This is a genomic window from Pseudomonas sp. B10(2017) (assembly GCF_002113295.1).
Lineage (GTDB): Bacteria > Pseudomonadota > Gammaproteobacteria > Pseudomonadales > Pseudomonadaceae > Aquipseudomonas > Aquipseudomonas pudica.
Window position 1 is genome coordinate 38,505 of record NZ_NEJU01000006.1, and the last position, 14,297, is coordinate 52,801.

Annotated in this window: 12 protein-coding genes; 5 read left to right on the forward strand and 7 right to left on the reverse strand. The window is 63.5% G+C overall.

Annotation, left to right across the window (positions count from 1 at the left end; genetic code table 11):
* Positions 1 to 128: 128 nt before the first annotated feature.
* Positions 129 to 1,073, forward strand: coding sequence for a helix-turn-helix transcriptional regulator (locus CAF92_RS09765; RefSeq protein ID WP_046617113.1), 945 nt, complete (start codon positions 129 to 131; stop codon positions 1,071 to 1,073).
* A gap of 60 nt (positions 1,074 to 1,133) precedes the next feature.
* Here CAF92_RS09765 and guaA read toward each other — a convergent pair whose 3' ends face one another.
* The 4 genes from guaA to CAF92_RS09785 form a co-directional block, all read right to left on the reverse strand.
* The gene (guaA, locus tag CAF92_RS09770; RefSeq protein WP_013971139.1) at positions 1,134 to 2,711 is read right to left on the reverse strand and encodes a glutamine-hydrolyzing GMP synthase; all 1,578 of its coding nucleotides are present in this window, start codon (positions 2,709 to 2,711) and stop codon (positions 1,134 to 1,136) included.
* A 78-nt stretch (positions 2,712 to 2,789) separates the two neighbouring features.
* A complete protein-coding gene (gene guaB, locus CAF92_RS09775) occupies positions 2,790 to 4,259 on the reverse strand; it encodes an IMP dehydrogenase (RefSeq protein WP_046617114.1) in 1,470 nt (489 codons plus the stop codon).
* 86 nt (positions 4,260 to 4,345) lie between these two features.
* Positions 4,346 to 4,903 carry a hypothetical protein gene (locus CAF92_RS09780; protein WP_046617115.1) on the reverse strand — a complete coding sequence of 186 codons (558 nt, stop codon included), beginning with the start codon at positions 4,901 to 4,903 and terminating at the stop codon, positions 4,346 to 4,348.
* A 52-nt stretch (positions 4,904 to 4,955) separates the two neighbouring features.
* The gene (locus tag CAF92_RS09785; protein WP_085600566.1) at positions 4,956 to 5,711 is read right to left on the reverse strand and encodes a sulfite exporter TauE/SafE family protein; all 756 of its coding nucleotides are present in this window, start codon (positions 5,709 to 5,711) and stop codon (positions 4,956 to 4,958) included.
* A gap of 97 nt (positions 5,712 to 5,808) precedes the next feature.
* On the opposite strand from CAF92_RS09785, the gene CAF92_RS09790 reads away from it, so the two are divergent.
* The 4 genes from CAF92_RS09790 to leuA all read left to right on the forward strand — a co-directional run bounded on the left by CAF92_RS09790 (position 5,809) and on the right by leuA (position 11,079).
* Entirely contained in the window at positions 5,809 to 6,687 is an 879-nt protein-coding gene (locus CAF92_RS09790) for a LysR substrate-binding domain-containing protein (RefSeq protein ID WP_085600568.1), read from the forward strand.
* Positions 6,688 to 6,763: 76 nt separating this feature from the next.
* Positions 6,764 to 8,143, forward strand: coding sequence for an exodeoxyribonuclease VII large subunit (gene xseA / locus CAF92_RS09795; RefSeq protein ID WP_085600570.1), 1,380 nt, complete (start codon positions 6,764 to 6,766; stop codon positions 8,141 to 8,143).
* Between the two features lie 3 nt (positions 8,144 to 8,146).
* A complete protein-coding gene (locus tag CAF92_RS09800; protein ID WP_025337876.1) occupies positions 8,147 to 8,974 on the forward strand; it encodes a M23 family metallopeptidase in 828 nt (275 codons plus the stop codon).
* A 431-nt stretch (positions 8,975 to 9,405) separates the two neighbouring features.
* Entirely contained in the window at positions 9,406 to 11,079 is a 1,674-nt protein-coding gene (gene leuA / locus CAF92_RS09805; protein ID WP_025337875.1) for a 2-isopropylmalate synthase, read from the forward strand.
* Between the two features lie 238 nt (positions 11,080 to 11,317).
* Here leuA and CAF92_RS09810 read toward each other — a convergent pair whose 3' ends face one another.
* Genes CAF92_RS09810 through zwf form a run of 3 tightly spaced genes read right to left on the reverse strand, consistent with a single transcriptional unit; the run spans position 11,318 to position 14,185 of the window.
* Positions 11,318 to 11,998 (reverse strand): bifunctional 4-hydroxy-2-oxoglutarate aldolase/2-dehydro-3-deoxy-phosphogluconate aldolase, encoded by a 681-nt coding sequence (locus tag CAF92_RS09810; protein ID WP_085600572.1) that lies wholly within the window; start codon positions 11,996 to 11,998, stop codon positions 11,318 to 11,320.
* A gap of 17 nt (positions 11,999 to 12,015) precedes the next feature.
* A complete protein-coding gene (gene pgl / locus CAF92_RS09815) occupies positions 12,016 to 12,729 on the reverse strand; it encodes a 6-phosphogluconolactonase (protein ID WP_085600574.1) in 714 nt (237 codons plus the stop codon).
* Positions 12,716 to 14,185, reverse strand: a complete 1,470-nt coding sequence (gene zwf / locus CAF92_RS09820; RefSeq protein WP_046617124.1) for a glucose-6-phosphate dehydrogenase — start codon at positions 14,183 to 14,185, stop codon at positions 12,716 to 12,718. Before zwf ends, pgl begins: the two co-directional genes overlap by 14 nt.
* Positions 14,186 to 14,297 lie beyond the last annotated feature (112 nt).

Here is a 14,297-nt window from a genome sequence, read left to right on the forward strand (position 1 = left end):
CCGTCTAGCCAACCCCGCTGACCGGTTCGCACAACAGACAGCACCGTGCGCACAATGGCTGTCGCTGAGAATGTGCACGCGTTACCATTTCCGGCCATGCCGCCCTCAGCCAAGGATGCCTAGCGCACATGCGATCGATCAGCCCCTACCTCGACACCGACTTTTCATTCGATAGCCCCGGGTCACTCGCCGAGGCCGGTGTACTGGACGCGAGCAGCGCGCGGGTGATGGGCAGCGCGTCCGGCCACTATCGGGCGCAGACGGTACACGACGGGTTGCAGTACTTCGATTGCAACCTGCAATTTCCGGAGCCGCTGAGAATCGACAAGGTGCTGCCGCAAAGCCTGTGCATCGTGCAGGTGTTCGACGGGGCGTGGCAGCACACGGTGGACGGAAGGCTCAACAGTTATGCCCCAGGCCAATTGCACATGCTGGGCCTTGGTGAAAGCCTGGAAGCGCAGGACCAATTGCCCGCCAACAGTCACGCCCGCATGGCCGGGGTACGTATTGCTGGCGATTACCTGCACGAGCTGGCCCGGGACGACGCGCAGCTGAAGCCTCTGCTGGCGCTGGTCGCCGATGGCATGCGCTTCGACCAGTTGCCGCAGTGCCCAGCGGTGAGCCGCCTGTTCCAGCAGCTCTATCTGTCGCCCTACACCGGCGGGCTCAGGCGCCTGCATTGCGAGAGCCTGAGCCTGGCCATCGTGCTGGAGCTGGCCAGCCACCTGATCGGGCACAGGTCTGTCGAGAAGATTCAGGACCGGGGGCGCCGCGATCTGGCCGTTGAAACGCGCCGCCAGCTCGACGAAAACCTGAATGCCCCGCCCACTGCTGCCGCCCTCGCTCGCCAATTGGGGGTGAGCGAAACCACCATGCGCCGCGCATTCAGCCACGAGTACGGCCGGTCGCTCCTGCAATACGTTCGGCAACAAAGAATGGAACTGGCCCGCGCCCTTCTGCTGGAGCGTCGATGGCAGGTATCGCAGGTTGCCTACCATGTTGGCTACGCCAACCCTGCCAACTTCTGCCATGCCTACAAGGCGTATTTCGGGCATTCTCCCGGGGCCGAGTAGGGCTTGGCCAAAAAAAACGGGCCTGCAATGCAGGCCCGTTTCATTAACCGCGAGGCGGGATCATTCCCACTCGATGGTCGCTGGCGGTTTGCTCGACACGTCGTAGGTAACGCGCGAGATACCGTCGATTTCGTTGATGATACGGCCGCTGACGGTTTCCAGCAGTTCGTACGGCAGGTGCGCCCAACGTGCGGTCATGAAGTCCACGGTCTCGACGGCACGCAGTGCCACGACCCAGGCGTAGCGACGGCCGTCGCCAACAACGCCAACCGACTTGACCGGCTGGAACACCACGAATGCCTGGCTGGTCTTGTGGTACCAGTCGGCCTTGCGCAGCTCTTCGATGAAGATGTGGTCGGCACGACGCAGGATGTCGGCGTATTCCTTCTTCACTTCACCGAGGATACGCACGCCCAGGCCCGGGCCCGGGAAGGGGTGGCGGTAGACCATGTCGTACGGCAGGCCCAGCTCCAGGCCGATCTTGCGCACTTCGTCCTTGAACAGTTCACGCAGCGGCTCGACCAGCTTGAGGTTCATTTCCTCCGGCAGGCCACCGACGTTGTGGTGCGACTTGATCACGTGGGCCTTGCCGCTTTTCGCACCGGCCGATTCGATCACGTCCGGGTAAATGGTGCCTTGGGCGAGGAACTGGATATTTTCCAGCTTGCTGGCTTCGGCATCGAACACGTCGATGAAGGTGCGGCCGATGATCTTGCGCTTCTTCTCCGGGTCGGCTTCGCCGGCCAGGTTGTCGAGGAACTGCTTTTCAGCGTCGGCGCGGATGACCTTGACGCCCATGTTCTCCTTGAACATGGCCATCACCTGGTCGCCTTCGTGCAGGCGCAGCAGGCCGTTGTCGACGAATACGCAGGTCAGCTGGTCGCCGATGGCGCGGTGCAGCAGTGCGGCAACGACGGAGCTGTCGACACCGCCGGACAGGCCCAGCAAAACGTTGGCCGAACCGACCTGCTCACGCACCTGGGCAATGGCGTCTTCGACGATGTTGGACGGAGTCCACAGGGCTTCACAGCCGCAGATGTCCTGCACGAAGCGGGACAGGATACGACCGCCCTGCTTGGTGTGGGTCACTTCCGGGTGGAACTGCACGCCGTAGTAGCCGCGCGCGTCGTCGAACATGCCGGCGATCGGGCAGCTCGGGGTGCTGGCCAGCACGTGGAAGTTGCCCGGCATCTGGGTGACCTTGTCGCCGTGGCTCATCCACACGTCCAGGCCCAGCACGCCGTCGGCGTCGATGTGGTCTTCGATGCCGTCGAGCAGGCGGCTCTTGCCGACCACGTCCACGCGGGCATAACCGAATTCACGCAGGTCGGAACCTTCGACCTTGCCGCCCATCTGCTCGGCCATGGTCTGCATGCCGTAGCAGATGCCCAGCACTGGTACGTTCAGGTCGAACACTGCCTGCGGGGCGCGCGGGCTGTTGGCTTCGTGGACCGACTCGGGGCCGCCGGCGAGGATGATGCCGCGCGGGTTGAATTCGCGGATCGCTTCATCGTCCATGTCGAACGGGTGCAGCTCGCAGTACACGCCGATTTCGCGCACGCGGCGGGCGATCAGCTGGGTGTACTGGGAACCGAAATCGAGGATCAGGATGCGGTGAGCGTGAATGTCGAGGGCCATGACTCAATCTCGTCAGTGGAAATCGGAAACGACGCGGGGCTGTCATGACAGCCCCGCATGCTTGTATTGCTTGAAGCCTCAGCCTACGCGGTAGTTAGGGGCTTCTTTGGTGATCTGCACGTCATGCACGTGGGACTCGGCCATGCCGGCACCGGTGATGCGCACGAATTCCGGCTTGGTGCGCATCTCTTCGATGGTTGCGCTGCCGGTGTAGCCCATGGACGAACGCAGGCCGCCCATCAGCTGGTGGATGATCGCGGCCAGGGCGCCCTTGTAGGGAACACGGCCTTCGATGCCTTCCGGTACCAGCTTCTCGGCGCCGGCCGAGGAGTCCTGGAAGTAGCGGTCGGACGAGCCTTGCGCCTGTGCCATGGCACCCAGGGAGCCCATGCCACGGTAGGCCTTGTAGGAACGGCCCTGGAACAGTTCGACTTCACCCGGAGCCTCTTCGGTACCGGCGAACATCGAACCCATCATCACGCAGGAAGCACCGGCAACGATGGCCTTGGACAGGTCACCCGAGAAGCGGATGCCGCCGTCGGCGATCAGCGGCACGCCAGTGCCTTCCAGTGCAGCGGCAACGTTGGCGATGGCGCTGATTTGCGGCACGCCGACGCCGGCAACGATACGGGTGGTGCAGATCGAGCCTGGGCCGATACCGACCTTGACCGCGTCAGCGCCAGCCTCGGCCAGAGCCTTGGCGGCAGCGCCGGTGGCGATGTTGCCGCCGATCACCTGCACTTGCGGGTAGGTTTCCTTGACCCAGCGAACGCGGTCGATCACACCTTTGGAGTGACCGTGGGCGGTGTCGACCACCACCACGTCAACGCCAGCAGCTACCAGGGCGGCAACGCGCTCGCCGGTGTCCTTGCCGGTGCCGACCGCGGCGCCGACGCGCAGGCGGCCTTGGTCGTCCTTGCTGGCCAGCGGGTAGGCCTTGGCCTTTTCGATGTCCTTGACGGTCATCATGCCCTTGAGGTTGAACTTGTCGTCGACGATCAGGACTTTTTCCAGGCGGTGCTTGTGCAGCAGCTCGCGGACTTCGTTCTTGTCGGCGCCTTCGCGGACGGTGACCAGACGCTCTTTCGGGGTCATCACCTCGCGGACCTTGGCGTCCAGGCGGCTTTCGAAGCGCACGTCACGGGAGGTGACGATGCCGACCAGATCGCCGTTCGCCAGCACCGGAACACCGGAGATGTTGTTCAGGCGGGTCAGGTCGAACAGGTCGCGCACGGTGGCGTCGGCGTCGATGGTGATCGGGTCCTTGACCACGCCAGCCTCGAACTTCTTGACCTTGCGGACTTCGCTGGCCTGCTGTTCGATGGTCATGTTCTTGTGGATGATGCCGATGCCGCCTTCCTGGGCCATGGCAATGGCCAGGCGCGCTTCGGTCACGGTATCCATGGCGGCGGAAACCAGCGGAATGTTCAGCTCGATGCCGCGGGTCAAACGGGTCTTGAGACTGACTTCATTGGGCAGTACCTCGGAATAGCCAGGTACAAGGAGGATATCGTCGAAGGTCAGGGCTTCTTGGCTGATACGCAGCATCGCGGGGGCTCCCGGGCGGGAAAAATGGAAGCGCGCCATTATACTCATGCACGGCGCGCCGCTCAATGCAAAATAAGGGCCTTCGGTCAGCCTTGTGGCAGTTTCACCTGTACCACGGTCACCGGCTGGTCGAGCCAATCGGCGAAGCTGTCGAGAAAGGCCTGGGTGAACCCGGCCTCGCCCCAGTTGTTGAAGATGAACCCCAGGTTGGAAAAGGCACATGGCTGCAGGTAAATGAAGCCATTGATGTCGTCTTCGAAGCCGCACAACGGGCAGGTGAAGTTGTCGCTCACCGCCGGCATCCATTCTTCCAGGCTTTCGAACAGCGGCTCACCCACCTCGCGCCGGCATTCGGGGCAACCGGCCTCTTCGAGGAAACCTTCGGTAGGGGTATAGATGCAGCGCTTGAGCATCACCTCCAGGCCGTTGACCTGTTCGCCGAAAGGCAGTTTCTCCGGATACAGGGCCACTTTGCGGGCACCTTCGGCCAGCGCATGGCCCATGCGGTTGCCGGTGCGGCCACAGGTGGTCAACTGTTCCTCGACGACTTTCTCGCGCACCAGCCAGCGCAGGATGGCGCGGGCACGGGCTTCGTGCACCGGGACGGTAGACAGCTTGGGAACGATGATGCTCTGGGTGTTCATGAACGGGACAAGCCTGAAAAAACTGCGGTAATGGCGCAATTCTACCGCCTGCTCAGGCGCTCAGGTAGCGACCGATCAGCGCCAGGCCGCTGGCCAGCACCAGCCAGGTGACCAGACGCACGAAGGCTTCGCGGGACAGCCGGTGGGTCAGCCTGCGCCCTATCCACAGGCCGACGAGCATCACCGGCAACAGGCAGGCGGCGAGCAGCAGCAGGTTCTGGTCGGCATAGACGCCTGCGATCAGGAACAGTGTCAGACGCACCACCGTGCTGCAACTAATCAGCGCGCTCTGGGTAGCGCGCACCTGTTCCTTCACCCCCAGCCGCGCGCTCAGGTACAGGGCATAAAGGAAGCCGCCGCTACCGAACAAGGCGCCAAACAGCCCGCCTGCCGTGCCCATCGGCATTGCCCAGAACCCCGACAGACTGGCCGGTCGCACCTTCACCGCCAGCCCGTACAGAGCATAGGCTGTGACGAACAGGCCCATCATCAGCAGCAGCAGGTCGGACTTCAGCTGTAGCAGGAATACCACACCCAGCGTGCAGCCAATGGCCATGAACGGCAGCAGCCGCAGCAACTCGCCGCGCACGACATCCCGGCGCGAGGGCAGCAGGTTGCCGAAGGCGGCGACGAAGTCCAGCAGCACCAGCAGCGGAATGATCCGCGACAGCGGCATGAAGTGGATCAGCACTGGCCCGGCCACCAGCGCGGTGCCGAAACCGGCGATGCCAAAGACGATGTAGGCAGCGCCGACACCAAGCAGGATGGGCAGCCAGTCAAGGCCGGAAAACGACAGTTGGACGAGCATGGCAGCAGTTCCTGGGAAGACAGGCAAAGGTTAGCCAGCCATGAGCCATGCCGACTAATATGCGTTTATTGCCACACTCATCTCGAAAAGGCATGACATGACGTCGATCCGCCAATTGCGTTACTTCGTGGAAATCGCCGAATGCGGCAGCTTCAGCGCTGCCGCCGAGCGGCTGTACATCGCCCAGTCGGCGCTGAGCCGGCAGATCAAGGAACTGGAGCAGCAATTGGGCACGCCGCTGTTCGAACGCACCGCGCGCCTGCCGCGCCTGACATTGGCTGGCCAGGCCTTTCTGGAACGGGCGCGGCGCTTGCTGGCCGACCTGGCGCAGGCCGAGAGGGTTACCCGCGACATTGGCGAAGGGCTGCAGGGCAGCCTGCGCCTGAACCACTCCAGTACCGTACCGCTGACCGGCCCGTTGCTGGCTCGCCTGGGCGGCTACTTGCGCGACAACCCAGGGGTTTCGCTGGAAATTGCCCAGCAGTCGTCGGAGGCGCAGCTGGAGGATATCGCTGCCGGGCGGTTGGATATCGGCCTGCTGCGCTTGCCGGTGCTGCGCCAGCATGAAGGTGTGGTGCTGCATGAAGTGTTCAGTGAAGCCCTGCTGCTGGCGGTCGCCGCCGGGCATCCCTTGGCCCGCGCGCCACAGGTGAAACTGGAACAACTGCGGGAAGAGCGCTTCATTTCCATTCCGCACAGGGACCGTGGCGGGCTGAGCTATCTGTCGGCCTCGATGTGCATGGAGGCGGGCTTTTTCCCGCGTGCGGCGCAGGTTCTGTCGCGCAAGACCACCCAGTTGCAGTTGATTCAGGCAGGGTTTGGGGTGGCATTGCTGCCGGAATGCATGCGTGAGATTGCGCCAGCCTCAGTCAGCTTCGTGGCGCTGGAGGGAGGGTGTGAGAGTACTGTGGCGATGGCCTGCAGGCGGGATGCAGGTTCGATGGTGCGCCAGTTCGTGACGTCGATGCAGGCCTGAAAGGCCCCATCGCCGGCAAGCCGGCGAATAGGGCCGGGACAGACAACCGGGGCCGATGTCCTTTATGATGCCCGCCATGATCAGAGACCCTTTCGAACGACTCGGCCTGGACCGCGAGGTTCTTACCGTCAGCCAACTCAACGGCCGCGCCCGCGTGCTGCTGGAAGACGTGTTCCGCAGCGTGTGGGTGGAAGGCGAGATTTCCAACCTCGCCCGCCCTGCGTCCGGCCACATGTACTTCACCCTCAAGGACAGCGGCGCACAGGTACGTTGCGCGTTGTTCCGGCAAAACGCCACGCGGGTGCGCCAGGCACTGCGCGACGGCCTGGCGGTGCGGGTACGCGGCAAGGTTTCGCTGTTCGAAGGGCGTGGCGACTACCAGCTGATTCTCGACACCGTCGAACCGGCTGGTGATGGCGCCTTGCGCCTGGCATTCGAAGCACTGAAGGAAAAGCTCGGTGCCGAGGGGCTGTTCAGCGCCGAACGCAAGCAGCCGCTGCCAGCCCACCCGCAGCGCATCGGCATCATTACGTCGCCCACCGGTGCAGTGATCCGCGACATCATCAGTGTGTTCGGTCGCCGTGCCCCGCAGGTGGAACTGAACCTTATCCCCACCGCAGTGCAGGGCCGAGAAGCCATTGCACAGATCGTGCGCGCCATCCGCCTGGCCGACAGCCTCGGGTTCGATGCGCTGATCCTGGCCCGGGGCGGCGGCTCGCTGGAAGACCTGTGGTGCTTCAACGAAGAAGCCGTGGCGCGGGCCGTGGCCGCCTGTGCCACGCCGATTGTCAGCGCCGTGGGCCATGAGACCGATGTCTCGATCAGCGACTTTGTCGCCGACGTGCGCGCGCCCACACCCTCTGCCGCTGCCGAGCTGCTGGCCCCCGACAACAGTGGCCTGCAGCAACGCCTGGATGGCCTGCAACGGCGCCTGCTGTTGCGCATGCAGAACCGCCTGACCCACGACCGCCTGCGCCTGGAGTCGCTGACCCGGCGCCTGCGCCATCCGGGCGAGCGCCTGCGCCAACAGGCCCAGCGCCTGGACGACCTGGACATGCGCCTGCGCCGTGCATTCATGCTCAACCTCAACCAGCGACACGAGCGCCTGGCACGCCTGGACACCCGCCTCGCCGCGCAACACCCGGGGCGCACCCTGAAACTGCTGGGGCAACGCCTGGACAGCCTGGCCGAGCGCCTGCCACGGGCCATGCGCGAGGTGCTCAAGGACCGCCGCCAGCGCTTCCAGGCCCAGTTGCAGACGCTGCAGGTGGTCAGCCCGCTGGCCACCCTCGCCCGCGGCTACAGTATCCTGCTAGACGAACAGGGCCAGGCCATCCGCAGCGCCGAACAGACCCGCAATGGCCAGCGCCTGACCGCCCGCCTGAACGAAGGCGAGCTGTTGGTGCGAGTCGAAGACAACCACCTGACCCCGGTCACTCTCTCACTTCTGGACTGACACATGCCCCGCCTGCTCGCGCCCCTGCTTGCCCTTTCCCTCCTGCTGCTGGCCGGCGGCGCCCAGGCCAGCTACATCACCCGCACGCTGAACAAGCCGGTACCCGGCGGCGTGGCAGTGGTCGACCTCGGCCCCGCCGCCAGTGCACCCAGCGCTCGCTTCGACGGCAAGCCGGTGCTGGTGGTGAAAGAGCAGGACAACTGGCTGGCCATCGTTGGCATCCCGCTGACCCAGAAGCCCGGCACCGCGGTGCTTAGCCAGGGCGGCCGTACCCTGCCCTTCACGGTCGGCAGCAAGAAGTATCCCGAACAGCGCATCACCCTGAAGAACACCCGCCAGGTCAACCCGAACCCGGCCGACCTCAAGCGCATCGACCGTGAGCTGGCCGAGCAGATCAAGGCATACCGCAGCTTCAGCCCGACCCTGCCGAGCAACCTGATCCTCGACAAGCCGGTCAGTGGCCCGCTCTCGAGCAAGTTCGGCGTGCGCCGTTTCTTCAACGGTGAAGAACGCAACCCACATGCGGGGCTGGACTTCGCGGTGCCGGCCGGCACGCCGATCAAGACCCCGGCCAATGGCAAGGTGATTCTAGTGGGTGATTACTTCTTCAATGGCCGTACGGTTTTCGTCGACCACGGGCAGGGCTTTATCAGCATGTTCTGCCATATGTCGAAGATCGATGTGCAGGTGGGGCAGCAGTTGCGCCGGGGCGAGGTGGTAGGCCGTGTGGGCTCGACCGGGCGGGCTACAGGGCCGCACATGCATTGGAACGTCAGCCTGAATGATGCACGGGTGGATCCGGCGATTTTCATTGGCGCGTTCCAGCCCTGAGATTGCGGCGCCTGCATCGCCGGCAAGCCAGCTCCCACAGATCCCGCGCAGGATTCGAGTCCTGTGGTAATCCTGTGGGAGCTGGCTTGCCGGCGATAAGGCCAGAGCAGGTCAACTCGCTTCCAAGGTGTTGCGCCATCGAAAAATACTGCGCAAAAATAGAGAAGCACTCTGACAATTACAGCGATAAAATCTCGCCTTTCAGCTTTTTTTAAGCATTCCTCTCAATTTTTCCTGAGCGCTTGCCATCCCCCACCTCACTGGTTAGGGTTGAAGGCATGAAAACCTTCAGCACCCTCATCCTGCTCCGACAACATCGCAGCCTCTGCCTGGTCAGCGCCCGACTACCAGGCTGAATCGCGTCGCCTCGCCTTTCATCTCGTTATCGCTCGGCAGGCCCGATCTCGGCCGCACACAAAAGGATTGCTTCCATGACCATGCTCAAAGACCCTTCGAAGAAATACCGCGCTTTCCCGACCATCGACCTGCCTGACCGTACCTGGCCGTCGAAGACCATCACCGCCGCGCCAATCTGGTGCAGCTCCGACCTGCGTGATGGCAACCAGTCGCTGATCGAGCCGATGGATTCGGAGAAGAAACTGCGCTTCTGGAAGACCCTGGTGCAGGTTGGCGTGAAGGAAATCGAAGCCTCGTTCCCGTCCGCTTCGCAGACCGATTTCGACTTCGTGCGCATGCTGATCGAAGACGGCCACATCCCGGATGACACCACCATCCAGGTGCTCACCCAGGCCCGTGAAGACCTCATCGCCCGCACCTTCGAGTCGCTGCGCGGGGCGAAGAAGGCCATCGTCCACCTGTATAACGCCACCAGCCCGTCGTTCCGCCGCATCGTCTTCAACCAGGACAAGCAAGGCGTCAAGGACATCGCGGTGAACGCGGCCAAGCTGTTCGTCAAGTACGCCGCCCAGCAGCCGGAAACCCAGTGGACCTTCCAGTACTCGCCGGAAACCTTCAGCGCCACCGAGCTGGAATTCGCCAAGGAAGTCTGCGACGCGGTCATCGAGGTGTGGAACCCGACCCCCGAGCACAAGATCATCCTCAACCTGCCGGCCACAGTGGAAGTGTCCACCCCGAACATCTACGCCGACCAGATCGAGTGGTTCTGCCGTAATGTCAGCCGTCGCGACAGCGTGATCATCAGCCTGCACTGCCACAACGACCGCGGCACCGGCATTGCCGCCACCGAACTGGGCCTGATGGCCGGCGCCGATCGCGCTGAAGGCTGCCTGTTCGGCAACGGCGAGCGTACCGGTAACGTCGACCTGGTGACCCTGGCGCTGAACCTCTACACCCAGGGCATCGACCCGCTGCTGGACTTCTCCGACATCGATGGTGTGCGCAAGGTGGTCGAAGAGTGCAACCAGCTGCCAGTGCATCCACGTCACCCATACGTGGGCGACCTGGTCCACACCGCGTTCTCGGGCTCGCACCAGGACGCCATCCGCAAGGGCTTCGCCAAGCAGCAGGAAGGCGAGCTGTGGGAAGTGCCTTACTTGCCGATCGACCCGGCCGACATCGGCCGCAGCTACGAGGCGGTAATCCGCGTCAACAGCCAGTCGGGCAAAGGCGGCATCACCTACCTGCTCGAGCAGGAATACGGCATCAGCCTGCCGCGCCGCATGCAGATCGAGTTCAGCCAGGTAGTACAGGGTGAAACCGACCGCCTGGGCCTGGAAATGACCGCCCAGCAGATCTACAGCCTGCTGCACAAGGAATACCTCCAGGCCAACGCCCCGTACGCGCTGGTCAGCCACCGCCTGCAGGAAGAGAACGGCCACAGCGCCGTGGAAGTGGAAGTCGCCGGTGAAGGCGAAACCACCCTGCACTGGCGCGGCAAAGGCAACGGCGCTCTGGAAGCGCTGGTGGCCGGCCTGCCGATTGCCGTGGAGATCATGGACTACAACGAGCATGCCATTGGCGCCGGTACCAATGCCAAGGCTGCGGCCTACATCGAACTGCGCGTGGCCGGCGGCCGCCCGGTACATGGCGTGGGTATCGATGAAAACATCACCACGGCCAGCTTCAAGGCACTGTTCAGTGCGCTGAACCGCTCGCTGAGCCTGCAGGAAGCCAAGGCGGCCTGAGCCGTACCGCAATGAATGAGAAAGCCCGCATCGTTTGATGCGGGCTTTTTTGTTGGCCTGTGCCGGCCTCTTCGCGGGTGAACCCGCTCCCACAGGGATCGCGCTGCACTCAGCATCTGTACAGTACCTGTGGGAGCGGGTTCACCCGCGAAAGGGCCGGTACAGGCGCTGCAAGATCTCCAGGCAAAAAAAGGGGCGCCGACCAAGCGCCCCACAAGCCGTAAAGCACACAACAAATTCAGTTGGCGTCCAGCAGTGCCATCGCTTCCGCACTGCACGCTTCGATCCGCGCCCAGTCGCCGTTCTTGATCCAGCTGCTGTCGAGCATCCAGGTGCCACCCACGCACATGACATTGGGCAGCGACATGTAGTTGCGCACGTTGGCCGGGTTCACACCGCCCGTTGGGCAGAAACGAATATCGCCGAACGGGCCGCCAAAGGCCTTGATCGCCGCCACGCCACCGCTGATCTCCGCCGGGAACAGCTTGAAGCGGCGGTAGCCCAGGGCGTAGCCCATCATGATTTCTGACGGCGTGCTGATGCCTGGCAGCAGCGGGATCTCGCTGTCCACACCAGCTTCGAGAATGTCCTGGGTAATGCCTGGCGTAACGACGAATTGCGCACCCGCAGCTTCAACGGCGGCGAACATGCCGCGATCGAGCACGGTGCCGGCACCGACACAAAGCTCCGGGCGCTGCTCGCGCAACACCTGAATGGCCTTCAGGCCATATTGCGAGCGCAAGGTCACTTCCAGGGTACGGATACCGCCGGCGGCCAGGGCATCGGCCAGGGGCAGGATATCTTCCTCACGGGCGATGGTGATCACCGGCAGAATGCGCGCCTTTTCGCAAATGGCGTCGATCCGTGCGGCTTTGTCGGCCATCGAGAGCTTGGGCTGTGGGCGTTCGAGGGTGGTCATGACTGTGGATCCTTGGCTCATGGGCACCAGTAGATGTCCAGGGGGTCGTGAAGAAAAGCGCGAATCGGCATTTCGGTAAGGTCGTTGCCAGCCAGCGCGGCGCGCAGGGTAGCGAGTTTGCCCTGCCCTTGTATGGACAGCGCGGTAAAGGCGGAGCTGGCCAGCAGCGAACGGGTCATCGACAGGCGCTGGTGCGGTACGCTCGGTGCCAGCAAGGGCAGGCAGCGGCAAGGGTTGGCCAGGTCGAGGCCGGCCTCCAGGTTGGGGCTGGCGGGGAAAAGCGAAGCGGTATGGCCATCATCCCCCATGCCCAGCACCAGCACGTCGATCGGCGGCAGCTCGGCCAGGACCTCATCGGCCCTGCCCGCGGCGGCATCAAGGTTCTCTGCCTGCTGGTAAAGGCCAACGAAGCGGGCCTTGGCCGCCGCGCCCTTGAACAAGTGGCGGGCCAGCAGGCCGGCGTTGCTGTCGGCGTGCTCCACCGGCACCCAGCGCTCGTCGGCCAGGCTGACGGTGACCTTGGCCCAGTCGAGGTTTTCGCTGGCCAGCTTCTCGAGGAACGGCACCGGGCTGCGGCCGCCGGACAGCACCACGCAGGCCTGGCCCTTGGCAGCAATGGCCGCGCGCAGGCGCTCGGCCACGTCATGGGCCTGGGTTGCGGCCAGAGCCTTGGCATCCGCCAGCTCGTGTACCTTCACAGCCGCTGGCAGTTTCAGTTCAGATATCCCCATACCACGCCCTCCCATCGCGTGTGATCAGTGCAATCGAGCTCATCGGCCCCCAGGAGCCTGCCGCGTATGGCTTGGGCGCATCGCCCGCGTTACGCCAGCCGGCGATCAGCTGGTCGCACCACTTCCAGGCATACTCGATTTCGTCCTTGCGCACGAACAGGTTCTGGTTACCGCGCATCACTTCGAGCAACAGCCGCTCGTAGGCATCCGGAATCCTTGCACTGCGCCAGGTATCGGAGAAATTCAGCTGCAACGGGCCGCTGCGCAGTTGCATGCCTTTGTCCAGGCCCTGCTCCTTGGTCATTACCCGCAAAGAGATGCCTTCGTCCGGTTGCAGGCGGATGATCAGCTTGTTACCGATCTGCAAACGCTGTTCCGGGGCGAAGATGTAGTGCGGTGTTTCCTTGAAGTGGATGACGATCTGCGACAGCTTTTGCGGCATGCGCTTGCCGGTACGCAGGTAGAACGGCACCCCCGACCAGCGCCAGTTGCGGATGTCGGCACGCAGGGCGACGAAGGTTTCGGTGTCGCTCTGGGCGTTGGCGTTGTCTTCCTCCAGGTAACCAGGCACCGGCTTGCCATCGCTGTAGCCGGCGATGTACTGGCCGCGCACCACACGGGTGCTCAGCCCTTCGCCCGTGATCGGTGCCAGGGCCTTGAGTACCTTGACCTTCTCGTCACGGATGGCATCGGCCGACAGTTCGCTGGGCGGGTCCATGGCGATCAGGCACAGCAACTGCAGCAGGTGGTTCTGGATCATGTCGCGCAGCTGGCCGGCCTTGTCGAAGTAGCCCCAGCGGCCTTCGATACCAACCTTCTCGGCGACCGTGATCTCCACATGGGAGATGGAATTCTGGTTCCACTGGGTTTCGAACAGGCTGTTGGCGAAACGCAGGGCGATCAGGTTCTGCACCGTTTCCTTGCCCAGATAGTGGTCGATGCGATAGACCCGGCTCTCAGGGAAGAACCGCGCCACGGCATCGTTGACCCGGCGCGACGACTCCAGGTCGTGGCCAATGGGCTTCTCCAGCACCACTCGGGTGCGTGCGGCCAGCCCGACCTTGTCGAGGTTTTCGCAGATGGCTCCATACACCGCCGCAGCGGTGGCGAAGTAGGCGATCAGCGGCAGCTCGGCCGGCAATTGCTCAGCCAAGGCCTGGTAGCCCTCGGGCTGGAGAAAGTCCAGGTGCTGGTAACTCAGCCTGGCGAGGAAGCGGCCCAGCGCGGCGGGCTCGATATCGGCCTCGGGTACATGCCGGCGCAGGTGCGCTTCGATGCTGTCCAGGTGGCCCTGCGCGCTACCGGCCTCGCGGGCCAGCGCCAGCAGGCGGGTTTCCGGGTGCAACAGGTTGGCCCGGTCGAGCTGGTAGAGCGCAGGAAACAGCTTGCGCAATGCCAGGTCGCCGAGGGCGCCAAACAGGGCAAAGGTGCAAGGTTCGACACTGATCGCAGCCATGATGTTGGTTCTTTCCTAAAGTTGGTCTAGGAATACCGCTTTCACATACGGTTTTCAAGGGATAATGTAGTAAAAACCACAACATTACACGCAAGTGTTACAGACAAGTGGT

What these genes read in the sequence shown, in the direction of transcription:
- CAF92_RS09765 (WP_046617113.1), top strand. Translation starts at nt 129, where the DNA reads ATGCGATCGATCAGCCCCTACCTCGACACCGACTTTTCATTCGATAGC.
- guaA (WP_013971139.1), bottom strand. Translation starts at nt 2,711, where the DNA reads ATGGCCCTCGACATTCACGCTCACCGCATCCTGATCCTCGATTTCGGT.
- guaB (WP_046617114.1), bottom strand. Translation starts at nt 4,259, where the DNA reads ATGCTGCGTATCAGCCAAGAAGCCCTGACCTTCGACGATATCCTCCTT.
- CAF92_RS09780 (WP_046617115.1), bottom strand. Translation starts at nt 4,903, where the DNA reads ATGAACACCCAGAGCATCATCGTTCCCAAGCTGTCTACCGTCCCGGTG.
- CAF92_RS09785 (WP_085600566.1), bottom strand. Translation starts at nt 5,711, where the DNA reads ATGCTCGTCCAACTGTCGTTTTCCGGCCTTGACTGGCTGCCCATCCTG.
- CAF92_RS09790 (WP_085600568.1), top strand. Translation starts at nt 5,809, where the DNA reads ATGACGTCGATCCGCCAATTGCGTTACTTCGTGGAAATCGCCGAATGC.
- xseA (WP_085600570.1), top strand. Translation starts at nt 6,764, where the DNA reads ATGATCAGAGACCCTTTCGAACGACTCGGCCTGGACCGCGAGGTTCTT.
- CAF92_RS09800 (WP_025337876.1), top strand. Translation starts at nt 8,147, where the DNA reads ATGCCCCGCCTGCTCGCGCCCCTGCTTGCCCTTTCCCTCCTGCTGCTG.
- leuA (WP_025337875.1), top strand. Translation starts at nt 9,406, where the DNA reads ATGACCATGCTCAAAGACCCTTCGAAGAAATACCGCGCTTTCCCGACC.
- CAF92_RS09810 (WP_085600572.1), bottom strand. Translation starts at nt 11,998, where the DNA reads ATGACCACCCTCGAACGCCCACAGCCCAAGCTCTCGATGGCCGACAAA.
- pgl (WP_085600574.1), bottom strand. Translation starts at nt 12,729, where the DNA reads ATGGGGATATCTGAACTGAAACTGCCAGCGGCTGTGAAGGTACACGAG.
- zwf (WP_046617124.1), bottom strand. Translation starts at nt 14,185, where the DNA reads ATGGCTGCGATCAGTGTCGAACCTTGCACCTTTGCCCTGTTTGGCGCC.